The 24192-nt window shown below is 37.3% G+C and carries 24 protein-coding genes and 1 tRNA gene; 24 read left to right on the forward strand and 1 reads right to left on the reverse strand.

Going from position 1 to position 24192, the window contains the following annotated elements; genetic code table 11:
- Nucleotides 1-54: 54 nt before the first annotated feature.
- The 24 genes from J0J35_RS01045 (at nt 55) to J0J35_RS01155 (ending at nt 23465) form a co-directional block, all read left to right on the forward strand.
- On the forward strand, nt 55-1272 hold the full coding sequence (locus J0J35_RS01045) for an aminoacyltransferase (protein WP_165707171.1): 1218 nt from the start codon (nt 55-57) through the stop codon (nt 1270-1272).
- Entirely contained in the window at nt 1272-2318 is a 1047-nt protein-coding gene (locus J0J35_RS01050; protein WP_019292007.1) for a peptidoglycan bridge formation glycyltransferase FemA/FemB family protein, read from the forward strand. Before J0J35_RS01045 ends, J0J35_RS01050 begins: the two co-directional genes overlap by 1 nt.
- Nucleotides 2319-2417: 99 nt before the next feature.
- Nucleotides 2418-3398, forward strand: coding sequence for an NAD(P)/FAD-dependent oxidoreductase (locus tag J0J35_RS01055; RefSeq protein WP_019292008.1), 981 nt, complete (start codon nt 2418-2420; stop codon nt 3396-3398).
- 60 nt (nt 3399-3458) lie between these two features.
- Nucleotides 3459-4013: a CvpA family protein gene (locus J0J35_RS01060; RefSeq protein ID WP_019293745.1), complete on the forward strand. Its 555-nt coding sequence runs from the start codon at nt 3459-3461 to the stop codon at nt 4011-4013.
- Between the two features lie 5 nt (nt 4014-4018).
- Nucleotides 4019-6355: an endonuclease MutS2 gene (locus tag J0J35_RS01065; RefSeq protein WP_206917167.1), complete on the forward strand. Its 2337-nt coding sequence runs from the start codon at nt 4019-4021 to the stop codon at nt 6353-6355.
- 86 nt (nt 6356-6441) lie between these two features.
- Nucleotides 6442-6756 (forward strand): thioredoxin, encoded by a 315-nt coding sequence (gene trxA / locus J0J35_RS01070; protein WP_019292011.1) that lies wholly within the window; start codon nt 6442-6444, stop codon nt 6754-6756.
- 195 nt (nt 6757-6951) lie between these two features.
- On the forward strand, nt 6952-7155 hold the full coding sequence (locus J0J35_RS01075) for a DUF2969 domain-containing protein (protein WP_206917180.1): 204 nt from the start codon (nt 6952-6954) through the stop codon (nt 7153-7155).
- An 89-nt stretch (nt 7156-7244) separates the two neighbouring features.
- Nucleotides 7245-7316, forward strand: a tRNA-Gln gene (locus J0J35_RS01080).
- A gap of 60 nt (nt 7317-7376) precedes the next feature.
- Nucleotides 7377-8546: a peptidoglycan bridge formation glycyltransferase FemA/FemB family protein gene (locus J0J35_RS01085; protein ID WP_019293743.1), complete on the forward strand. Its 1170-nt coding sequence runs from the start codon at nt 7377-7379 to the stop codon at nt 8544-8546.
- A 119-nt stretch (nt 8547-8665) separates the two neighbouring features.
- Nucleotides 8666-9607, forward strand: a complete 942-nt coding sequence (rsmH, locus tag J0J35_RS01090; RefSeq protein ID WP_206917181.1) for a 16S rRNA (cytosine(1402)-N(4))-methyltransferase RsmH — start codon at nt 8666-8668, stop codon at nt 9605-9607.
- A 32-nt stretch (nt 9608-9639) separates the two neighbouring features.
- A complete protein-coding gene (locus J0J35_RS01095; RefSeq protein ID WP_019292013.1) occupies nt 9640-10020 on the forward strand; it encodes a cell division protein FtsL in 381 nt (126 codons plus the stop codon).
- The gene (locus tag J0J35_RS01100; RefSeq protein ID WP_206917182.1) at nt 10017-12311 is read left to right on the forward strand and encodes a penicillin-binding transpeptidase domain-containing protein; all 2295 of its coding nucleotides are present in this window, start codon (nt 10017-10019) and stop codon (nt 12309-12311) included. The genes J0J35_RS01095 and J0J35_RS01100 overlap by 4 nt, the downstream gene beginning before the upstream one ends.
- An 87-nt stretch (nt 12312-12398) precedes the next feature.
- Nucleotides 12399-13391 (forward strand): phospho-N-acetylmuramoyl-pentapeptide-transferase, encoded by a 993-nt coding sequence (mraY, locus tag J0J35_RS01105; RefSeq protein WP_206917183.1) that lies wholly within the window; start codon nt 12399-12401, stop codon nt 13389-13391.
- Between the two features lie 224 nt (nt 13392-13615).
- Entirely contained in the window at nt 13616-14269 is a 654-nt protein-coding gene (locus J0J35_RS01110) for a GTP pyrophosphokinase family protein (RefSeq protein ID WP_017369023.1), read from the forward strand.
- Complete coding sequence (locus J0J35_RS01115) at nt 14269-14664, forward strand: response regulator transcription factor (RefSeq protein ID WP_019293741.1); 396 nt, start codon at nt 14269-14271, stop codon at nt 14662-14664. The genes J0J35_RS01110 and J0J35_RS01115 overlap by 1 nt, the downstream gene beginning before the upstream one ends.
- A gap of 9 nt (nt 14665-14673) precedes the next feature.
- Nucleotides 14674-16059: a cell wall metabolism sensor histidine kinase WalK gene (locus tag J0J35_RS01120; RefSeq protein WP_206917185.1), complete on the forward strand. Its 1386-nt coding sequence runs from the start codon at nt 14674-14676 to the stop codon at nt 16057-16059.
- A 93-nt stretch (nt 16060-16152) separates the two neighbouring features.
- A complete protein-coding gene (rplS, locus tag J0J35_RS01125) occupies nt 16153-16503 on the forward strand; it encodes a 50S ribosomal protein L19 (RefSeq protein WP_004258564.1) in 351 nt (116 codons plus the stop codon).
- A 192-nt stretch (nt 16504-16695) separates the two neighbouring features.
- A complete protein-coding gene (locus J0J35_RS11730) occupies nt 16696-16821 on the forward strand; it encodes a hypothetical protein (RefSeq protein WP_016170978.1) in 126 nt (41 codons plus the stop codon).
- Nucleotides 16822-16965: 144 nt separating this feature from the next.
- On the forward strand, nt 16966-17202 hold the full coding sequence (locus J0J35_RS01130; RefSeq protein ID WP_019292019.1) for a hypothetical protein: 237 nt from the start codon (nt 16966-16968) through the stop codon (nt 17200-17202).
- A 214-nt stretch (nt 17203-17416) separates the two neighbouring features.
- Nucleotides 17417-17989: a hypothetical protein gene (locus J0J35_RS01135; protein ID WP_206917186.1), complete on the forward strand. Its 573-nt coding sequence runs from the start codon at nt 17417-17419 to the stop codon at nt 17987-17989.
- A gap of 263 nt (nt 17990-18252) precedes the next feature.
- Nucleotides 18253-19206: an alpha/beta hydrolase gene (locus J0J35_RS01140; RefSeq protein WP_019292021.1), complete on the forward strand. Its 954-nt coding sequence runs from the start codon at nt 18253-18255 to the stop codon at nt 19204-19206.
- 154 nt (nt 19207-19360) lie between these two features.
- Nucleotides 19361-20089, forward strand: a complete 729-nt coding sequence (locus J0J35_RS01145) for a MurR/RpiR family transcriptional regulator (RefSeq protein WP_019293737.1) — start codon at nt 19361-19363, stop codon at nt 20087-20089.
- A 105-nt stretch (nt 20090-20194) separates the two neighbouring features.
- Entirely contained in the window at nt 20195-22246 is a 2052-nt protein-coding gene (gene malX, locus J0J35_RS01150) for a maltose/glucose-specific PTS transporter subunit IIBC (protein WP_206917190.1), read from the forward strand.
- Between the two features lie 49 nt (nt 22247-22295).
- Nucleotides 22296-23465, forward strand: a complete 1170-nt coding sequence (locus tag J0J35_RS01155) for a MalY/PatB family protein (protein WP_206917193.1) — start codon at nt 22296-22298, stop codon at nt 23463-23465.
- A 44-nt stretch (nt 23466-23509) separates the two neighbouring features.
- Here the strand turns inward: J0J35_RS01155 and J0J35_RS01160 are convergent, their stop codons facing one another.
- Nucleotides 23510-24040, reverse strand: a complete 531-nt coding sequence (locus J0J35_RS01160; protein ID WP_019292025.1) for a TetR-like C-terminal domain-containing protein — start codon at nt 24038-24040, stop codon at nt 23510-23512.
- Between the last annotated feature and the right edge of the window lie 152 nt (nt 24041-24192).

Raw genomic sequence — 24192 nt, forward strand, 5'->3', positions numbered from 1 at the left:
ATTCAGTCTTTTTTGCTATAATAAATAAAATCACTAAAGAAATAAGGATATGTTTTGAATTATAAATTAAGAGAAATTTCAGCTGAAGAATTCGCTCAATTCAATGAAAATGTAAGCCAAGGGAGTTTTTTACAGACTCCTGAAATGGCAGAGCTGATGATGGCAAACGGCTGGGAAGTAACTTTATTGGCTGTCCAATCAGATAAAATTGAAATGGCTGCTCTTTTGGGCGCAAAAAATATGACTGGAGGAAAACACTACGAAATCCAGTATGGCCCAATTTACCAAGAGTACCAAGAAGACGTAGAAAAGTTTTTCTACAAAGAATTACGTCAGTTTGTTAAAGACCATGGTGGCATGGAACTTTTAGTTATTCCTAATACAAATTATCAAGAGTTTGATAGTACAGGTAATGCGTTGACTGCCGAAAACAAGCAGTTTATTCAATCAATGCAGGAGTTGAATTACGAACATACGGGCTTAGAAGTTGGTTACAACAAACGTGGCGAGTCTACATGGCACTATGTGAAAGATCTTTCTGATATCGCAGATGATAAAAAACTTTTAAAATCTTATACGAAAGATGGACAATACTCTGTTAAGAAAACCCAACAGTTTGGGATTCGAGTGCGTCCTTTAGCTTATGAAGAACTGGATAAGTTCAAAAAGATTACTTCAGAAACGTCGGAACGCCGTGGTTATGATGATCATGATTTGCCTTACTACCAAAGTCTTTATAAAACTTTTGGCGACAAGGCAGAGTTTTTAGTGGCTGAGATTAATTTCGCAGACTATGAATCGGCAATTTTAGCTCAAATGGATAAACTTACTGGACAGATTGAAAAAACGAAAAAAGAAGGTAAACGCAAAGAGTTAGAAAGCCAGCTAGAAACTCAAAAAGTTCGTTTAGCAGAAGCGCGTGAATTTATTGCTCAACATGGGCGCGAGGATATTATCTTAGCGGGATCACTCTTTATCTATGGTGCAAGTGAAACTATCTATCTGTTTAGTGGATCATATGAAGCTTTTAAAAAGCTATATGCGCCGTTTGCTATTCAGCATTACGTAATGAAGAAAACCCTTGATAAAGGCGTGAAAAGTTATAATTTCTTTGGAGTAGCTGGAACTTTTGACGGTACAGATGGTGTTCTGCACTTCAAACAGAACTTTGCAGGGTATGTTGTACGTAAAGTTGGTTATTTCAATTATTATCCAAAACCAGTTAAACACAAAGTTTTAAGTATGGTTAAGACACTTTTAGGTAGAAAATAATGGAATTCTTAGAAATCTCACAAGAACAATTTACAGCTTTTGCAGCTGAAAAAACGGAGTCATTTTTACAAACTCCACAAATGGCAGAAATGTTGGAAAAACGTGGTTATAAACCGATTTTCCTCGCTGTAAAAGTCAATGACCAGATTAAAATGGCAGCACTTATGACTTCTGTTTCTGTTTCAGGCGGTGCAAAGTTGGAAATTAACTTTGGCCCTATTGGCAATTTTGATCAGATGGTCTATAACTGTTTTATTCAAGAATTAAAAAAATATGCGAAAAATCAGCAAGCTCTAGAAGTGAAGATACGTCCAGCTGTCGACTATATGGTTTATGACAGCAAAGGTCAAGAACTTCAAGAAGCTAATGAGTCTTTTATTTCAGAAATGAAAAAGCTTGGCTTAACTTACAATGGGCGACATGTGGGTTATGAAGAGCAGGATGCCGTTGCCGAATGGCAATACATCAAAGATCTTTCTGAAATACACAGTGAAGAAGAACTTCTCAAGAGTTACAACTCTAACGCAAAACGTAACGTTAAAAAAGCGATAAAAAATGAAGTAACAGTTAAAATAGCTACTTATGAAGAACTCTTTGAAGTGGAACGTTTGATTGGTAACACAGGTGAAAAGCGTCATTTTGCAACCAAAGATTTGGCCTATTATCAAGAACTTTATAAGGCTTTTGGCAATAAAATCGAATTTTTGATTACTTATAAAGATGGAGTCGCAATTGCAGCTGGTGTCTTTATTGAAGTCAATCAAGAATTTCTTTACCTTTATGGTGGATCTGACGGCGCTTATGGCAAGTTAGGTGGCCCTTTCCTTATGCAGCATACAGCCATGCTTCATGCAATTGAGCGTCAGATGAAAACCTATAATTTTTATGGTATCTCAGGAAACTTTGATGGCAGTGATGGTGTTTTGAAATTTAAGCAAAATTTTGGGGGCTATATCACACAAAAAGTAGGAGAATTCTCCTACTATCCAAACCCTGTAAAATATAAACTTATTCAAGGAATGAAAAAAATATTAGGGCGTGTTTAACTTAAAAAGCTGACGAAATCGTTTCGTCGGTTTTTTGTGTTAAAGATGGATGGAATTTAAAATGTAAAAAACTTTTGACAAATTTGCTATAATGAAGGCATGGAAACTTTATACGATTTAACAATTATCGGTGCTGGTCCTGTTGGACTTTATGCCGGGTTTTATGCTGGGATGCGGGGGATGACGGTCAAGATAATCGAAGCTCTAGAAGAAGCTGGCGGTCAACCTCAAACACTTTATCCAGATAAAATGATATATGATATAGCAGGTTTGCCTGAGATTTCAGGAGCAGATCTAACTGCCAACCTTTTGGCACAACTTGCTCGCGTGCCACATGAACTATATTTAGATGAAAAAGTTGAAAATATTAGCCAAGAAGAGGAAAATAAGCATTTTGTACTGCAAACAAGTAAAAGTACACATCATTCGAAAGCAGTATTGTTAACAACAGGATCTGGCTTGCTCAGTCCGCGTAAGCTTAATCTCGAGCAAGAAGAAGAACTTCATGCATTAGGGAAATTGAATTACTTTATTCAAAACTTAGAAGAATATCGTGAAAAAGAAGTTGCGGTTCTTGGTGGGGGAGACAGTGCACTGGATTGGGCACTGATGTTGGAAAAAGTTGCCAGCAAAGTTCACCTTATTCATCGTCGACCTTCTTTCCGAGCCCATGCTTTAACAGTGGCAGAGCTGGAACAATCAACCGTTGAAATACATACCCCTTATCTTCCGCAGGAGCTATCACCTGAAGGCCTTAAGTTGCAACGTGTAAAATCCGATGAGCTCAATCATTTAGCAGTAGATAAAATACTCGTAAACTATGGAATGATGACAAACCATGTTGATTTAAATGAAGAACTCGAACTAAGTCGTAGAGGAAGAATAACAGCTAACCGCCAACAAGAGACAAATCTCGCAGGTCTTTATGTAGCGGGAGATGCCAGTGATTACGATGGGAAAGCTCCCTTAATGTCAGTTGGTTTTGGAGAAGCTGTACTGGCAATCAATGATATGACTCAAAAGCTTGAATTTAGCCATAGCTTACAAAAAGGACATTCTTCAAGCCTGTTTGGTAAATGAGGAGAAAATAAGGTATAATGGGTAGTAAACGAATGATTTACAGAAATTTAGGAAAACATTATGCTTATTAACTTACTTATCTTAATATTACTTATATGGGCCTTTCTGGTTGGCTATTCAAGAGGTCTAGTCTTACAGGCTTTATATAGCTTGGGGATCATTATATCTGCAATTATTGCCTTCTTAAATTATAAGGAACTTGCTTCAAAATTAACGATGTGGGTACCTTTCTCCAGTGCAACAGCAGATTCACGATTACTGTTTTTTGATAATAACTTGCTTTTCCAAATCGATGATGCCTTCTATGCTGGTCTTGCTTTTATGATTATTTTCGTTATTTCTTATGCGGTGATACGTCTACTCGGACTTTTTGTCCACATTACACGTTTGCAACCCTTCGGAAAAACTGGAAAAATTATCGCAGGTGTTCTTGCGCTCGGAGCAACTTATTTCGGCCTACAAATGGCTGTTACTTTACTTGCGCTTGTACCCATGCCCACTGTTCAAAACCATTTGAATGCTTCCGCTTTGGTTCGCTTGATGGTTAGCCACACTCCGATTTCTTCGGGGATGCTGAAAAATATATTTATTGAAAATATAATAGGTAATATTTAGAATTTATGAATAAAAAAATTATCCAAATTTTAGAATTTGACAAGGTCAAAGAGCAATTCTTGGCCTTTTTAACAACCGCTCAAGGCAAAAAAGAGTTGGAAGAATTAGAACCCCTCTCTGATGCCACTAAAATCCAAAACTTATTTGATGAATTGGCAGAATTTGAAAAGTTAGCTCAAGAAAATGGGCAGCTTCATCTTTCAAAAACGGCCGATATCAGTGAAATTTTGCGCCGCTTAGAATTAGATGCTCAATTGAGTGGGCGAGAATTTGTCGAAATAAAAAAAGTTGTCCAACAAGGCCTTAATATTTTGCGTTATTTTGACGAAGCAGAGAATGTTGAAATACCAACACTTGAGGAACTTATCCAAAAATTTTCTGATCTTTCTCCTGTGCATAAAACACTTGAAATTTTTGATAACTCTGGGGCACTTTACGACAATGCATCTGCTGAACTGATGCACATTCGTTCAGCCATTAAACGTTATCAGTCAGACATTAAAAAAGTGATGCAGGAACTTTTGTCTAAAAATGCAGGTTCTCTCACTGAAAATTTAATCACGGTTCGTAATGATCGCCAAGTGTTGCCTGTACGGGCAGACAGTAAAAATAAAATAGCAGGTGTAGTGCATGATATGTCTGCCTCAGGACAAACACTCTATATTGAACCCAATGCTGCCGTTTCGCTTAACAATAATTTAAACCAAAAGAAAATCGAAGAAAAAAATGAAATGCTTCGAATTTTTCGAGCAGTCAGTGAAGAACTTAAACCCTACAGCTTGGATATTCGGCAAAATGCATGGTTACAAGGTCATCTCGACTTGATTAAAGCCAAGTACAACTACTTATTGAAGCATAAGGCTAGTATTCCTGAATTAACCCAAAACAAAGACATCTGTTTTTATGAGGCACGTCATCCTTTGATTGATCCAAATGTAGTTGTGGCCAATGACATCAAATTTGACAGTAGTTTAAACACAATTGTAATTACGGGACCAAATACTGGGGGTAAAACAATTACCCTAAAAACTGTAGGTCTGCTTACTATTATGGCGCAATCTGGTTTGCCTATTCTTACCAGTACAGGCAGTCGTGCACATGTCTTCCAGGATATTTTTGCGGATATCGGGGATGAACAGTCAATTGAGCAAAGTCTCTCGACTTTCTCTAGTCACATGACCAATATTGTCGCTATTCTAGACAAGGCAGATCATAACGCATTGGTGCTCTTTGACGAACTTGGTGCAGGGACGGATCCCAAAGAAGGTGCCGCTTTGGCCATTGCAATTTTAGAATATTTACGTGGTAAACATGTGAAGACAATGGCGAGTACGCACTATCCAGAACTTAAAGCATATGGTGTTGAAACACCTGAAGTTCTTAATGCGAGCATGGAGTTTGATATCGATAAAATGCGCCCTGTTTTTCGTCTGCAGCTGGGTGTACCAGGTCGCTCAAATGCTTTAGAAATTTCACGACGTTTAGGTTTGTCAGACCAAATCATTCAGGAGGCTAGTAACTTGGTTTCTGATGAGGAACACGATGTCAATCATATGATCGCAAGCTTAGAGGAAAAAACGCGTGAAGTAACAGAAGCAGCAGCCAATATTAAGAAGTTAGAACGAGAAAATATAAATCTTCATAAAGATTTAACCAAGGTTTATGATCAGATTAATCGAGAGCGTGAGCATGAGCTAGAGAAGGCAAAACAAGAAGCCCAAAAAGTTGTGAAAAAGGCGAGTCAAGAAGCTCAAGAAATTCTCAAAACATTGAATGATAAAGCGCAGCTTAAACCTCACGAAATCATTGCAGCCCGTAGCGAGCTTGAAAACCTAGTTCCATCTGTTGATTACAGTAAAAACAAAGTTTTGAAGAAAGCTAAGGCACAACGTGGGTTGAAGCAAGGAGCTGAAGTGGTGGTTACAGCATATGGGCAACGTGGAAAACTTATTCGTCTTGAAAAAGATGGACGTTGGCAGGTGCAAATGGGATCAATAATGACCAAACTGCAAGAAGATGAATTTGAGCTAACAGAGGAAGAGCTTGCTAAGAACCAACCTGCAAAAACGAAAGCCGTAACCCGAAAAGTAAGCAATAAAGTGAAAGCACAGCTTGATTTACGTGGTATGAGATATGAGGAAGCAGAGCTAGAATTGGATAACTATATTGATCAGGCCTTGCTTGCTAACTTATTACAAATTACCATTGTTCATGGTATCGGAACTGGTGTGATTCGTGAAATGGTACAGAAGAAGCTGCAAAAACATCGGCATATTAAGAGTTATGAGTATGCTCCTGTGAACGCTGGCGGAAGTGGCGCAACAATTGCAACCTTGAAATGACTCAAAATATAAAAACAATCATAATATTTGTAAAGTAGATAAAAATTCGCTAGAATGTACTCATAATAAAGAACGAGGAACGAAAAATGGAATATAACATTACTGATGCTACATTTAAAGAAGAAATCAAAGAAGGACTGGTACTAGTAGATTTTTGGGCAACTTGGTGTGGTCCTTGTCGTATGCAAGCTCCAATTCTTGAACAATTAGGAGAAGAACTTGACGAGTCTGAACTTAAAATTTGTAAGTTAGACGTTGATGAAAATCCTGAAACACCTCAAGCTTTTGGCGTTATGAGCATTCCAACTTTGATCTTCTTTAAAGACGGTCAAATGGTGAAACAAGTTGTCGGTGTTCAAACAAAAGCTCAATTGAAGGCAGTTGTAGCAGAACTTTCATAAGAAAATAAAAAGAATGCCTCTTGGGGTATTCCTTTTTTTATTTCAAATTATTGGATATGTTTGACAATAAGGTACAGTGCAATTAAAAGGGAAGACTCACACGAACAAAAACAGCGTGACAAAAACTCGGCAAAATGGTATCATTGAAAAGTTGAGATGGAAATCTCTAGATATGAAGGATAAAGGAGACTGATGATGTCGAAGAAAAAAGATACAGAAATTGAAGTTATTGACACAAAAACAGGTGTTCAAGTCAAATCAGGAAAAAAAATCATCGCTGATATTAATGAAGAAAATGGTAGTTTTGTTGTTGTCGCTTCTGGTAAAGAACTGGCGGTTACCCAAAATTTTGCAGATGCCATGGAAGAAGCAATCAAAGCCTATAATTTAGGCGCCTAATTTTATTTTATATCTCAGAGGTTAGAGTTAATCCTTGAAATCCTCTCATGATTTTGATAAAATATTTACTGTTGTCGAAAGATAGACAGTGGGGTATAGCCAAGCGGTAAGGCAAGGGACTTTGACTCCCTCATGCGTTGGTTCGAATCCAGCTACCCCAGTTGGTCAAACAGGTTCAAACTGAGCCTGTTTTTTTTAATAATTTTTGATAGAATAGAGATATGTACACAGTAAAAATTGGACTCGATCCTCAACTACATGACAAGTTTGTTGCTGCCTCTGGTATGCCAAACCTTTTACAAACCTCAAAATGGGCGACCATCAAAAGCAGTTGGAAATCAGAAATCATTGGATTTTATCAAGATGATAAGCTGGTTGCAAGTAGCTTGGTCTTGATTCGCCCTCTTCCATTGGGATTCACAATGCTTTATATCCCACGCGGAATTTTGATGGATTATACAGATAAAGCTTTATTAAAGTTTGTTCTGTTAGAATTGAAAAAATTTGGTAAAAGTCAAAAAGCACTTTTTATCAAGTTTGATCCGGCTTACAAATTTGACGATGCATATGATCTTCTGACGAATTTAACAAGTGCAGGTGTTGAGTATACTGGACGTACTACAGAAATGCATGATACGATTCAGCCTCGCTACAATGCTGTCATTTATAAAGAAGATTTTTCAGAAGAAAATTTAGATAAAAAAACACGTCAATTTATTCGTAAAGCACGCAATTCTTATCCAGAAGTTACTTTTGGTGGAAAGGAGTTAGTTCCTGTTTTTGCTGAATTGATGAAGAAGACAGAAGCACGTAAAAACGTAAGTCTTCGTAATGCTGATTATTATACAAAACTTTTAGACACCTATGGCTCGGATGCTTTTATTACTTTAGTAAAATTTAATATGGCTAAGGTAAAAAAAGATATGGAAGCAAATGTTGAAAAGATTAAAGATAATCAAGCAAAAGCCAAAAATGAAAAACGCTTAAAAACTTTAACTGAAGAACTTGCTATTGCTGAGAAAAACGTTGCGGACATTACGCAGTTTATCGCAGAAAAAGGAGAGATTATTCCGGTAGCAGGAACTTTATCTATCAATGCTTTTGGCGCTGCTGAAACCCTTTATGCTGGGACAGATACAGCATTCCAAAAATATTATCCTTCTTATCTAGTATGGTTTGAAACAATTCAACATGCATTTGAAAATGGAGCAAATACTTTGAATATGGGTGGCCTTGAAAATTCCCTTTCCGAAAAAGATGGATTATTGAAGTTTAAAAAGCACTTCAATCCACGTATTGAGGAATATGTAGGCGAGTTTGACCTCCCTGTAAGTAAACTTCTTTATAAAATGGCAAACGCCATGTATATGCGTCGAAAGACCAAACATTAAGAACAAGAGAAAAAAAGTTTACAATATATTGTAAACCACTATACATTTTGGAGAAAAATGTTATAATGAATATTAGCTATTAGGGAAGGATGGCGTTTTTCGCCTGTAAACTTGTAAACATGGAATTCAAGCATGATACTGTAATGCTACACGAAACTGTTGATATGCTTGAGGTGAAACCTGATGGCATCTATGTGGATGCAACTCTTGGTGGTGCAGGTCACAGTGAGTATCTTTTGAGTAAGTTGACAACAGGTCATCTCTACGCATTTGACCAAGATGATACTGCCCACGAAAATGCAAAGGTTCGTCTTAAAGCTGCTTTGGCAGAAAACAAGGTGACATTGATAAAGAGTAACTTCCGCTACTTACGTTCAAGTCTTGCAGACTTAGGAGTTACAAAAATTGATGGTATTCTTTATGATTTAGGTGTCTCAAGCCCACAGTTTGATGACAGCCAACGTGGTTTTTCTTATAAGAAGGAAGCACGATTAGATATGAGAATGGATCAATCTCAAGCACTTTCTGCATATGAAGTTGTAAATGATTATGCTTATGAGGATTTGGTACGCATTTTTTACCGCTATGGCGAAGAGAAGTTTTCAAAGCAAATTGCTCGAAAGATTGAACAAGCACGTAAGCTTCAACCTATTGAAATGACAACAGAGCTGGCGGATATCATCAAGTCAGCACTTCCTCAAAAAGAGCTCAAGAAAAAAGGACATCCTGCCAAGCGTATTTTTCAAGCAATCCGAATCGAAGTAAATGACGAACTAGGAGCAGCTGAAGAATCAATAGAAGAAGTGATTGATCTGCTTAACGTTTCTGGACGAATAAGTGTGATTACTTTCCATTCTTTAGAGGATCGTTTAACGAAAACAATTTTTAAAGAATACAGCACAGTTGACGTGCCGAAAGGACTTCCTATGATTCCGAAAGATATGGAAGCAAAACTCAAGTTAGTCAATCGTAAGCCCGTTCTTGCGAGTGAAGAAGAACTTGCTTTTAACAATAGAGCGCACAGTGCTAAGCTTCGTGTGGCTGAAAAACAAAAAGATTAAAACTGATGAAAAAGGAGAGAGGAGAGAAAAATATGGCAGCGCAACCTAAAGAATATTTTGACATTGAAACAGCGGCCAAAAAGGACAGCTATGCGATTTCAAAAGACTCATTAGCACCAGAAGTTTTGGCCAAAAAGTTCAAAAGATTTTCTGGGGTTGAAAAAGTATTTTATCTTTCTATGGTAGTCGTAGCCTTGATGCTTGCGGTTACTCAACTCTTCATTCAAACAAAAACGCAAGAAATTGAAAGTAGTACCTTGCACTATAACAGTCAAATTACTGTTAAAGAGCAAAAAAATTCTGAGTATGACCAGAAAATTCAGGAGTTAACATCCCAAGACAAATTACAAAAAGTTACGGATAAGTATGGTATCTCCTACAATTCTGATAATGTATTGAAAGCGACAAAATGAAAAATATTTTTCGAATAATTACTCTCCCTTTCAGACGTATTTCGAAAAAAGCGAAAAAAAGTCATCAAAGACCTGAACAAAATCGTAAACATGTAGGTAAAAGTCTATTTGTAGTAGCTATTGCTCTGTTTGCGATTTTTATATTTCGCTTTGTCTGGATTATTACAGTGAATCAAATCGGTGGTGTAAACATCTCCGAAATGGCTAAGACGAACTATTTAAACACAACGACTGTTTATGCTAAGCGAGGCACAATTTTTGACCGAAATGGTGTGCCACTTGCAGTTGATGCAAGTGATTACACGATTTATGCTGTGCTCGATAAGACACAAGTCGACAATAACAATAATAAGCTTTATGTTGATGAGGCTGACTTTCCGAAAGTTACAGAATTTCTTAATAAAGAATTGGGAATTGACAAGGAGTTGATTGAGCAACAACTCAATTCTGGAAAAGCTCAAGTCCAATTTGGTTCGGCAGGAACAAAGATTCCTCTCGCTAAAATGGAAAAGATAAAAAAAGATGCAGAGAATGCTGGATTAGTAGGTATTGGTTTCACACCTAACTTGACACGTTCTTATCCAGAACCAAATTACGCTTCACAATTTGTAGGTATAGCTTCTTTGAAAACACCTGGAGATTCTGCCTCTGGTTTGGTTGGAATCAACGGCTTAGAAGCCTCGTTTAATGATGTTCTCAGCGGTACAAATGGTGAGGAAACTTATGAGAAAGACCGTTATGGTCGCCCCTTACCAGGAACAACAACAGTAAGCAAGCAGGTAAAAAATGGTCAAGATCTTTATACAACTTTAGATGCCCGTTTGCAAGGTAATCTTGAATCGCTGATGGATACAGCTGTAGAAAAGTCAGGTGGTCAGCAACTTTCTGCCACACTGATGGATGCACACACAGGTGACATCTTGGCTACAACACAGCGCCCAACAATTACCGCCAATAACTTTAATGATAAAGCAGCGCGGGAACAGCCACATTTCACAGAGAACAGCATGCTTTACCAGTCACAATTTGAACCTGGTTCTGTTATGAAAACTTTCTTGATGGCTTCAGCTTTGGACAGTAATAAAGTGGATCTGAATGCCTCTTACTACCGTCGTGTCAATCTCTATGATGTCGTTATTAATGACTGGGATGCCAATGAAAGCGAAGATGGAACTTTTAAACTTCCATCAACAGTTACTTTTGCTGAAGGATTCAAGATGTCTAGTAATGCTGGAATGACACGGATTGTTCAAAATATGGGTAGCGACCTCTGGGACAGCTACTTGCGCCGCTTTAAATTCGGTGTTCCAACCCGTATTGGGATGGGTGGAGAACAGTTTGGTGCTCTTCCTGACGATAACCCAGTATCTCAAATCCAATCTTCATTTGGGCAAGGTATCAGTACAACACAAATTCAACTTCTACGTGGGTGGACAAGCTTTGCAAACAAAGGAGAAATGCTTGAACCTCATGTTGTGAATAAAATTGTAGACAAAGATAAAAATACCTATTTGGAAAGTAAGGCAGAAGTTGTTGGACGTCCGGTGTCCGAAGATGCGATAAATAAAACAAAAGATTTGATGGTAGGTGTTAATACTGACCCAACATGGGGAACTTCTTATCTGACAGTAGAATCGCAAGGGCATGAACCTGGCCCGCTCTTCATGGTTAATGGCAATACAATGGCTGTCAAAACAGGTACAGCACAGATTGCATCGGAGACAGGTGGCTATATGAAGGGAATGCAAGATAATATTTATTCTGCAGTTGCCATGTATCCACCAGAGAATCCAGATTTCATTTTCTATATGAATATCAAAATTCCATCAAGCACTTGGTCATTGACTTATATCTCAGATGTTGCTAATTCTTTGATTACGCGCGCAGAGCAAATTAAAAACCAAGAAGCAGCTCCACAAGATACTTCAGGTCTGAAGGCTGGAAAAGTTACTCTCGAAGATTACACAGGGAAATCTCCAGGTAACGTTTCAGATAGTCTACGTCGTAATCTTTTAGCACCGATTGTGATTGGTCAAGGTACAAAAGTAACCAAACAATCTGTAGCTAAAGGGCAAGAAGTTGGGGCAAATACCCCTGTCATGCTTCTTACTGATGGCGATCATATCATGCCAGATATGTTTAAATGGTCTAAAGAACAAGTTGAGCAACTCGCAAAATGGTACAATCTGAAAATTGAATATCAAGGTTCTGGCGACCATGTGAACACACAAAGTGTGGGAATGGGAACCAAACTTAAAGACAATCAAACAATCACAGTCACAATGAATTAGGCGAAAATTTTCGCCTCTTTCAATTTTGAGCTGAGTAAGCTCTATAAATAAAGGAAACAAAGTTTCTAAGTAACAGTCGGAGGCACTATGTTAATCACTGCATTTTTAGCAGCTCTAGTCGCGTTGGTTTTGACCGCAATTGGAATTCCACGCTTTATTATGTTTTTTCATAAGAAAAAACTTGGGGGACAACCCACTCTTGAAGAAGTAAAACAACATGCAAGTAAGTCAGGCACACCAACCATGGGAGGCCTTGTATTTGTAGTTGCAGCCCTCCTAGTTTCAGCAGTATTTGCTCTGATTTTTGCACAATTTACTCCTATGTTCATCACAGCATGGTGGGTATTAGCGATGTACTCTCTGATTGGTTTCTTAGATGACTTCATGAAAATCTTTAGCCAAAAAAATCATGGCGGGCTTAAAGCCAGTCATAAACTCTTAGCCCAAATAGCCACAAGTATTGTTTCTTATCTTATCTTGATGCAGGTGGATAGTACAAACGTACTTAATATCTTGGGGTGGAAAATTGATTTAGGATGGTTCTTTGCAGTTTTCATTATCTTCTGGCTTGTAGGTTGGTCAAATGCCGTGAATCTTACAGATGGTATTGATGGCTTAGCCAGTATCACAGTGGCTATCTCTCTCAGCGCATATGCTGTAATTGCAGCTACTCAAGGACGATATGATGTCCTACTTATCATTCTTTCTGTCATTGGTGGTTTGATTGCTTTCTTTTTCTTTAACCACAAACCAGCAAAGATCTTTATGGGAGATGTGGGAAGCCTTGGTTTAGGAGGTTTTATAGCCATCGTTTCGATTCTTTTACATGTCGAATGGACGCTCCTTTTGATTGGCTTTATCTATATCTTAGAAACCGTTTCTGTTATGATGCAGGTTTCGTACTTTAAAGTAACACATGGTAAACGTATTTTCCGTATGACGCCGATTCACCATCATTTTGAACTTGGTGGCTTCTCTGGTAAAGGAAAAGGTTGGAGTGAATGGAAGATTGATATTGTCTTTTGGTGTGTGACAGCACTTTTATCTATTTTAGCTTTAGTCATTTATTTTAATATATAAAAAAGAGGGAGGTATTTCCTCTTTTTTTGTCCTCTATTTAAGTTGAGTGCATTTTAAGATTATAATTGTATAATTTTAATTATATTAAAAGGAGCCTATGCTCCTTTTATTTTATTTGCAACCGTAAGTGGGAAGGGAAACAGAGTATTTTCTAAAGCTGATAAATTTCGCAGCCTCTGGTATAATAGACATATGTGAAAACTCTTTCAAGAATGGAAATGAATATGAATAAAGAAATAAAAACGACCCGCTTTGAAGTTGAAGAGTTTGAGAAACTCAAGCGAAATTTGGTGAAATACGAATGTGCTTTGGCAGTCATCATGACAGAGCTTTCTAATCTTAATGCTTATTACAATGCTTATGAACCTGTTAACCCGATAGAACATATAAAGCAAAGAATTAAATCGCCAGAAAGTATTGCAGGCAAGTTGAAGAAAAAAGCCTTACCTGTAACGGCAGAAGCAGCTGAAAAAAATCTTTCAGATATAGCCGGTGTAAGAATTATATGTGCTTATGCCAAAAATATTTATGAAATCGTAGAAATCATTAAAAATCAGGAAGCTTTCAATGTAATCAGTGAAAAAGATTATCTTAATCATCCGAAGCCGAGTGGTTATCGTTCTTATCATATGATACTAGAAGTTAATCTTGGCCCGCTTTTTAATAATGAAGCTCGTCGTGTCGAGATACAACTACGCACATCGGCAATGGACTTTTGGGCGACATTGGAACATAAGGTTCGCTACAAATACGGCGGTGAAATGCCAGATCACTTAAGTAATGAATTGCAAGTATGTGCTGAGCAGATTCACGCATTAGATAATCGAATGTATTTGATTCATGAACTGGTAGACATGATTAATGAGGAGGAAATATAATGAGTAAAACAATATATATTGCGGATGACGATGATAATATTCGCTTAGCAATCAAAGCTTTTTTGGAAAAAGAAGATTTTAAAGTAGAGGACTTCTCAACTGGTGATCAACTCTTAGAGCGTTTTAATGAAGAGCCAAGTGATTTTGTTATTTTAGATGTGATGATGCCTGGCTCTAACGGATTTACAATCTTGAAAGCTTTACGTGCACAAAGTATCGTACCCATTATTATGTTGACAGCTCGAGACAGTGACTTAGACTATGCGACAGGATTGGATTTGGGCAGTGATGATTACTTCACTAAGCCTTTCAGTCCGATGGAATTGGTGATGCGTGTTAAAGCTATTTTCCGTCGAATCGAGTTTGAAAAACAAAAAAATGAAGAAGCAGAGTAAGGAGCGATGATGATTAGGAGAAAACCTCTCAGCATCAAGACGCGCTTGCTTCTGACAAATATTGGTTTTGTCTTCTTTGCTTTTCTGTGGATTATCCTCATTTTTAATATCTTGATAAACAGCTATATTAGCAATTCGGCCTCACGGCAGTTATCTCAAGTCAGGATTTATCAAGCACAAGTTACTCCACCCTCAGGAAGTACCTCTGCGGACTTAGAAGATGCACCTCGTGGAAGCTTTAATACTCACCCCGTTGCTTTTAATATCAATGATAATTATGAAGTACAGGATTTGGAAAAAGTTGGTAACTTTGAGAGAGATACAGCAAATAATATCGCACAAGCTTTAAAAAATCAAAAAGTTCCACTGAGTAAGGTAAAAAATTATCGTCTGGATACGTCAGGAAGTACCTTTTATATTGAAACCATTCGTCAAAGTTCTGGAGAGTATCAAGTCCTATATGTGGATATCACCGGGATTATTAATTTTACAAACTCAGTTAACCTGTTCTTGGTCTCTGTTGCCCTAGCTGTCATTGTCATCCTTAGTCTAGCCGTTACTTTTGTAACGCAGCGCTTGATTAAGCCTTTATCAATTTTAGCGAAATTTGCGACACGTATTGGCCAAGGAGATTTTACTGAATATCAAGGAACCTTTCAGGACCGTGAGTTGGCTACTTTAGCACATAATATGAATGTTGCTGCTCGGCAATTGGATCATAACGATAAAAACCAAAAACTCTTCTTTCAAAATGCCTCGCATGAACTTCGGACCCCTTTAATGGCAATAAAAAGTTATGCTGAGGGGATTTCCTATGAGGTGATGGATCCCAAAAAGGCAAGTGAGACAATACTTTATGAGACCGATCGTATGAGTGAGCTAGTAGAAGATCTTCTAACTCTCTCACGCTTAGACAGCCTAAGTGTGCATCAAGAGCTTGTTTACCAAGATGTTCGTCTAATCATGAAAGATATTGCGAAAGAGCAAGAGATATTTGCTGAGCAAAAAGGCATTAAAATTACAACAGTTTTTGATAAAAAAGCGGTGATGCTTACTTGTGATTATAAAGCTTTACGACGAGCAATAAGTAATCTAGTTTCCAATGCTATGCGGTATGTCGAAACAGAAATTGTACTTACCTGTACAAAAAAAGATGGTGCAGTGGTGATTTCGGTTGCTAATGATGGGAGTGGAATTGATCCAGAGACTTTGCCACATATCTTCGAGCGTTTTTATAAAGGTGCTGGTGGCGTTCATGGAATTGGTTTAGCGATTGTCCAAACGATAGTCGAACAACACCAAGGGGAGGTATCTGTTGAAAGTGATGAACACCAAACGACTTTTACAATGACTTTTACTAAAAACCCAAAGAAAGCTCTTGAAAAGAAAGCATAAATTTGGTAGAATGTTATAAGTGCCAATTTGGCATAAATAAAACTGTTTATCCGCTGGGCCAATGGCTTTATTGATGAGCAAAAGGAGAAAAAAATGTCTATTTCATTGATCGATTCTATCAATGCAGGTCAACTTCGTTCAGATATCCCTGAATTCCGCGCTGGAGACACTGTACGTGTTCACGCTAAAGTTGTCGAAGGAACTCGCGAACGTATCCAAATGTTCGAAGGTGTTGTTATTGCACGTAAAGGTTCTGGTATCTCAGAAACTTACACTGTTCGTAAAATCTCAAACGGTGTTGGTGTAGAACGTATCTTCCCACTTCACACTCCACGTGTTGAAAAAATCGAAGTTATCCGTCACGGTCGTGTGCGTCGTGCTAAACTTTACTACTTGCGTGCATTGCAAGGTAAAGCGGCTCGTATCCCAGAACGTCGTAAATAATTTTGACTTGTCTAACCGCTCTGTTGAGCGGTTTTTCTTTTTGTTTTATTTTATTGTAAAAGTAGAAACGATAAATTTTATGCTATAATATTCATTGCCTCTAGTGGTATATGGATTTAATGTCTATGAAGTTTGAAGTTATTTAACGATATCCAGTATCAAATGATTTATAGAATGATAAAGGAGACGAATATGCGAAAAAATAAAGATAAAGAATGGTTATCAGGTCCAGGACTTGTTGTTCTGGTTATTATGTCGCCAATAGTGGTCATACTTGCTGTGCAAGCCTTAACAGCAGTTTATACAGTTTTACACTAATTTTTAATTTTCTAAATAACGGTAAAACAAGCTTGAAAATAATAGAAACGGCTGTTATAATACGCCTACAAGGATTCATAAATTTTATGTATTCTTAATCGTATAAAAAATGAAATAAAAGCGTTAACAAACTGTGGAGAAAAAATGAATTTTGAAAATATTAACTCAAGTCTACAAGAGATTTGGAACAGTGCACCAGCAAATTTTTGGTTGGCTCTCTTTGTGTTAGTCATCGCAATTCTCATTTTCTTTTTGCCCGTCAAAATTGCCAGTTCTCGGGGCTTATCTGGGGGACAAATATTCGGAGTTTTTTTGGCTACGATATTTGGTTTCTGGTTTCTAGGATTAATCCTAGCACTTGTCTTGCCTCGTTCAGTTTAATATACATCTTTAGTATGGAGCAGATGTTGGTAATAATAAAGGCATGCAAATATATTTCTAAGGGCTTAATAGCCCTTATTTTTATGGAAAAAAGAGGAGTTAAATTATTTAGAAAAATGAATTGAACAAAACAATCTCATAAATAAAGGAAGCGTTTTCTTGAATGGAACAATTGTGTATGCTACAATGAAGAAAAAGAAAAGCGAGGTATATTATGAATAAGAAACTTCTCTCATTGTTAGCTGTATCAACTTTGTCATTGGGAGTTTTGACAGCTTGTGGATCTGGTGAAAAAAAATCAGAAGAAACAAAAACTGAACAATCAGCTGAAGTGTTTGCTGGGGCAACTGCAGGCACAGATAATTTTGATACCCTTTCTAAAGGACTTTCGAAGGATGGCGCTTGGATTGCGGCCATTAATAAAGACTTAGATGCATCAGACAAAACTTTGAATGTTGAAGGCGAATTTAAAAATAAAGAGGGCGAAGAAGCACGTAAATTAGCCCTTTATACGCAAGATGCAGACCGTAAGGTTACAGATCGCTATACACTTACTGTAAAAAAACTTGAAGTAAATTCTCCACAGTTCTATATTTCAAATGGTACAGTTAAGGGAGATGTTGAAGTAAATGCTGAAGGCTTCCATGGTCAAACTGGGAAAGGTGTTGATGGAGAAGCAATGATTGATGGAAATCTTATCTTTAAAAATCAAGAATTTTTGGATGCTTATAACAAACTTCCTAGCGAAGAACAAGTTAAAGTAACTGGGGAAACGACTGTTAAATAAAAGGGGGCTCCCCTTTTTATTTACCTTACGAGCAAATCGTCTAAATAAGAACGAAAGTATTTTCCGATATCAATTTCTTGTTTTCTCTAACTTTAAATTATAAAATGTTATTAAAATAATATTCAGAAAATTAACGTAGTCCAAGAAATATGAAGAATTACTTCAATATTATGAAGAAATCTTTGATTTTACTGGATTTTGTCCTTGCAATAAAAAATTATCTTTTAAGAAAAGATAATAAAAAGTATTTTTGGAGGTATAAAATGGTAGAAAGAATTTCCTTAGAAACAGCTGCGCTAGAATTTAGTGAAGCAAATGCGCCCCATCCTCGTATTTATGAACTTCCAGTAGAAGAGGGAAGAAGCTTATTAAATGAAGTTCAGGATTCTCCAGTCGCAAAGGAAGACGTTGATATTGAAGATGTCGCTGTTGATACAGGAGACTGGGGGGAAATAAATGTCAGATTTATTCGCCCCCTTAATCAAGAAAAGAAATTACCTGTAATCTTTTATATCCACGGAGCAGGCTGGGTTTTTGGCAATGCACATACACATGATAAACTAATTCGTGAGCTTGCCGTACGGACCAACTCCGTTGTGGTTTTTCCTGAATACTCCCTGTCACCCGAAGCCAAATACCCAACGGCTATTGAGCAAAACTACGCTGTCCTACAACAGCTAAAAGATTTTTCTAACGATAAGAAATTTGATGTAAATCATCTCACTGTAGCTGGAGATTCTGTTGGCGGAAATATGGCCACTGTGATGACACTTTTGACTAAACAAAGAGGCGGTCAAAAGATTGGACAACAAGTTTTGTATTATCCCGTAACAGATGCCAATTTTGATACGGATTCTTACAATGAATTTGCGGAAAACTACTTTTTGACTAAAGAAGGAATGATTTGGTTCTGGAATCAATATACGACAAACGAAGAAGAACGTAATCAAATCACAGCTTCACCGCTTCGTTCGACGAAAGAAGATTTGACAGATTTACCTGCTGCTTTGATTATTACTGGTGAAGCTGATGTTTTGCGAGATGAAGGTGAAGCTTATGCACGTAAATTGCGAGAAGCTGAAGTGGAAGTAACTCAAGTGCGTTTCCAAGCCATTATCCATGACTTTGTTATGGTGAATTCAATGAATGATACTAATGCGACACGTGCCGCGATGACACTCTCCACTGAGTGGATCAACGAAAAAAACAGTAAATAAGATAATGAGATAAAAGGAGTCTATAAGATAGGCTCTTTTTTGTGGAAAATTATGCTGCATGATTTGACATATTTAAGCGTTTTTATTTTAAAAAGAAACTATGGTAGAATAAAAGATAAGTGAAAGGCTTAAAAGGTCAAAAAAGAGGATAAATATGCTGAGTTTTCAGGAACGCGTAAAAAATAAAGAGAATAAGTTAACAGAGTTGGAAGAAGACTTGGTAGACTACATCTTGAAAAATAAAGAAGCGGTGAGTCAGACCAAGATTGTTATTTTATCACAGAAATTTTACACTGTGCCCAATACAATAACTCGTTTCTGTAAAAAATTAGGCTATGAAAATTTCTCTGAATTTAAGATTAACCTCAAACAGGAGCTTACAACTCCTGAAAGTATGAATGCACATAAGCATATTCTTTTAAAAAACTTTGATCTAATCGATAAAGAAAGAGAAATGAAGGTTGTGCAGCTAATGCAAAGAGCCAAGAGTGTAAATTTTTATGCGCTAGATCAAACAGGCCTTCTGACGAAGATGTATGTAAAAAGTCTCTTTGCTCTCGATGACAAATTTCAATTTTATGAATATCAGCAGGAAATGAAAAAGAAGATTTTAAGCTCTTCTCATGAAGTATTCTTTTTTGTTTCTTTATCTGGGGAAACACCTTCTGTTTTGGAATTAGCAGAACTGGCCAAATCCAGAAATCATAAATTGATTAGCCTTACCAATTTAACTGAAAATAGTTTGGTACAAATAGCTGATATCCCTCTTTATTGCTTAACACAAAAGGAAGAAGTAAATGGATATGACACGACCGATAAGACACCTTTACTTTTGGTTTTGCAATCACTTTACTACACTTATCGTGGAATTTTACACATTTAAAAAAATACTTTCAAATGAGAAGGTGTTTTTTTAGTAATTTTCGTGAAAGCGTTTTACATTGTGTTAATATTAACTTACAACAAAAATATAAAGGTAGGTTAAAAGATGAGTAACCAAAAAAACCTCTATTCTCCTTTTGAGGGAGAAATTATCCCATTGCAGGATGTTAAAGACCCTATTTTCTCTGAAAAAACAATGGGAGATGGGTATGCTGTAGAACCAACAGGTGAAACAATCTATGCACCAGTTTCTGGTACAGTAAGAATGGTTCAAGGACATGCTGCTGGATTTAGTACTGCAGATGATTTGCAAGTATTACTTCATATTGGTATTGATACGGTCAGTCTGGATAAGGCAGTGTTTGAGTTTACCATCAAAGAAGAGGAAGCTGTTAAAGCGGGCCAAGTAATTGGGCGCGTGAATTGGAAAGCGGTCGAAGATGCTGGACTTGAAAAAACAGCCATTGTTGTTATTACAAATACAGCAGAAAAATTAAAGAGTATGACGATCAGTGCCTCAGGAAAGGTAAAAGGAGGTTCACCAATAGGAAAAGCTTTGGCTAAAGGTACCGAAATAAAAACTAAAGTGCCACAAGCCAAGAAAAAGAAAAAATTTGCCCTAGGTGGTTTCTTCCAAGAATTAGGTAAAACTTTTATGCTCCCTGTAGCCTTAATGGCTTTTATGGGGCTTCTTTTAGGGCTAGGAAGTTCGTTTTCGAGTCAATCTACTATTGATGCTTTTCCTTTCTTAGGAAACGAAGTACTGCAAGTAGTCTTTCGTTTCTTTTCAGCCATTGGCGGTTTTGCCTTCAGTAACTTACCCGTGATGTTTGCTATGGCTATTCCTCTCGGTTTAGCTAAGAAAGAAAAAGGTGTAGCAGCTTTCTCAGGATTCGTTGGCTATATGGTTATGAATCTTTCTATCAACTTCTTTTTGACTGAACGTGGACAGCTTGCTGATCCTGAACTCATGCAAAAGGCTGGGCAAGGTATGGCTTTGGGTGTCCAAACTATCGAAATGGGTGTTCTTGGAGGTATCATTACTGGTATTATTGTTTACAACCTCCACAAGAAATTTTACAACATTCAACTTTCAGATAGTTTTGCTTTCTTTGGCGGATCAAGGTTTGTACCAATTATTACTGCATTAGTTATGGCTTTGGTAGGTCTCGCGATTCCTGTCATTTGGCCACTGTTTGCCCTTCTTATCCAGCAAGTCGGCAACTTGATTCAACGTGCAGGTATTTTTGGGCCATTTCTCTTTTTCTCTGGCGAACGTCTGCTTTTACCCTTTGGTTTGCATCACATTCTTGTTGCAACCATTCGCTTTACTCAGGCTGGTGGAACAGTGCTCATTGATGGACATGAAGTTTACGGTGCTTTAAACATTTTCTATGCCGAATTAGCAAATCGTTTACCAATTTCCGGCTCTGCGACAGCTTTCTTGTCTCAAGGAAAAATGCCAACGTTTATGTTTGGGCTCCCAGCAGCAGCGCTTGCCATGTATCGTACAGCAAAACCGGAAAATCGAGCAAAAGTCAAAGGGCTCCTGATTTCTGGTGTGATTGCTACTTTTGTAACAGGGATAACAGAACCAATTGAGTTTCTCTTCTTGTTTATCAGTCCATTCCTTTGGATTTTCCACGTGATTATGACTGGTCTAGGAGCAATGATTGTCAGCCTATTAGGCGTAAAAATTGGTAATACAGATGGTGGCGTGCTCGACTTCCTTATCTTTGGGGTAATGCAAGGCTCATATACACAATGGTTCTTGATTCCTCTCGTGGGTGCCTTTTGGTTTGCGGCTTACTACTTCACATTTAAAAAGGTTATCTTATGGAAAAACTTGAAAACACCAGGACGTGAAGCTGTACTCGAACCGGAATATTCAGAGCAAGAAATAGCACATGGAGGCAATACATCTGGATATAATGCCGAAGCAATCTTAGCTGCATTGGGTGGAAAAGAGAATATTGTCACACTCGACAACTGTATTACACGTCTCCGTTTGATTTTAAATGATGGCGACCTTGTTGAAGATGACAAGCTTAAAGATTTAGGTGCTTTAGGAGTCGTACATTTAGATGATACAAGTGTTCAAGTTATTATTGGAACGAAAGTAACGACTGTCCGCAACGCCTTGGACAATTTGATTTAGAAGGAGAACCGTAAAACAAGGCAAACGTCTTGTTTTACCATTTATTGATATGACAGAATTTGATAAAATAATTGAGCGAAAAGGAACGTTTTGTACACAGTGGGATTTTGTAGAAGATCGTTTTGGTCAGAAAGATTTATTGCCTTTTACCATTTCAGATACTGATTTTGCTATCCCAGAGACGGTTAATCAGGCACTGCAAAAGAGGATTCAACATCCGATTTACGGATATACGCGTTGGAATCATAAGCATTTCAAATCAGCTGTCTCTGCGTGGTATCAAAAACAGTTTGATTTTGCGATTGAGGAGGACTGGATTTTGTATAGCCCAAGTGTGATTTACTCTCTTTCTCAGTTGATTGAAATCAAGTCTCAGCCCCAAGAAGGTGTTGTTGTCCAGACCCCAGCTTATGATGCTTTCTTTAAAACCATTACAGCTAACAATCGTTTGTGTGTGGAAAATCCATTGATTTTTAACGAAGGAAAGTATACGATTGATTTTATAGATTTAGAAGAAAAACTCGCACATCCGAACAACAAAATCCTTCTCTTTTGTTCGCCCCATAACCCTACAGGACGTGTGTGGACAAGTGAAGAGCTACAACAAGTGGTATTGCTTTGTCAAAAGTACGATGTCTTCTTAATTTCAGATGAAATTCACATGGATGTTTTACGCAAGGATAAGCAACACCACCCGATTTTGCAATACGGTACAGAAAATATTGCTCTTTTAACATCTGCCAGCAAAACCTTTAATTTTCCAGGATTGATTTTTTCCTACTTATTAGTTCCTAATGCGAACCTTCGTGAAGAATTTTGTCAACATTTAAAGGAAAAAGATGGGCTTTCCTCTTGCAGCATTTTAGGAATGGAAGCAACGGTTGCAGCTTATCGGACATCGGATATATGGCTAAAAGAGCTGAATAGTTATTTGGACGATACGGTAGACTTCACGCGAGCTTTTTTAAAAGAGTATTTGCCAAAAATAAAGCTTATCGAATCAGAAGCAACTTATCTTTTGTGGCTTGATGTTTCAGAACAGGGTGTTCCTATGGATAAGTTACAACAAGCATTAATCAACATAGGAAAAGTAGCTATTATGGATGGAGAAGTATATGGTCAGGAAGGAAGGAACTTTCTCCGACTAAACATTGGCTGTTCACGATCCAAGGTAAAAGATGGACTCGAAAGACTACTTAAAAGTATTCAAGCTTTATAAAAAAATATCCAAACATAGGGTTTGGATATTTTTTGGATAATTAATTAGTTGATAAGCTTACTGAGTATTTTTGTAATTTCTTCAGGCGTTTCTTTACGCTTACGACGAATCCAGGCCTGTGTAAGACCAAACATAGCATTAGCATAATAAGTCGCAGCATAAATTTTACCTAAGCGACCGAGGTTATTTCTTCTTGAATCTCTTGGAATAATTGAGTTTTCAATCATACTTTTTAACTTCGCTTGCATGAATTGATGGATTTCCTTGCTGCCGTTCTCAGAAAGCAGGGCTGCGTAGATTTCGTTATTATCTAAAAATTCGTAGGTCTCAAGCATTGTTTTTTGCAAGTCACCATCATTTTTTTCAAAGACATATTGAATTGTGTTGATCAATGTTTTTTGATATTGATCAATCATTTCATACTTGTCTTGATAATGCGTATAAAATCCGCTCCGACTAATCTTTGCAACTTTGACAAGCTCAGTGGTTGTAATTTGATCAAATGGCTTTTCATGTAAAAGTTGAGTCATTGCATCGCGAAGTCGCGCTTTTGTACGTTCTTTTCTATTCTCCACAGTGTATCCTTTTCCCTACACAGCAAGTGCTGTCTTAAAACTTTATATCACCATAATTATAACAATTTTTAGACGTTGTGTCTATAAAATGATTTATAAATTATCTTTTACTCTTCTCGTCAAATTTTTAAAAATATGGTAGAATAACAATG

This window comes from Lactococcus sp. LG606 (assembly GCF_017309645.1).
Classification (GTDB): Bacteria; Bacillota; Bacilli; order Lactobacillales; family Streptococcaceae; genus Lactococcus; species Lactococcus petauri.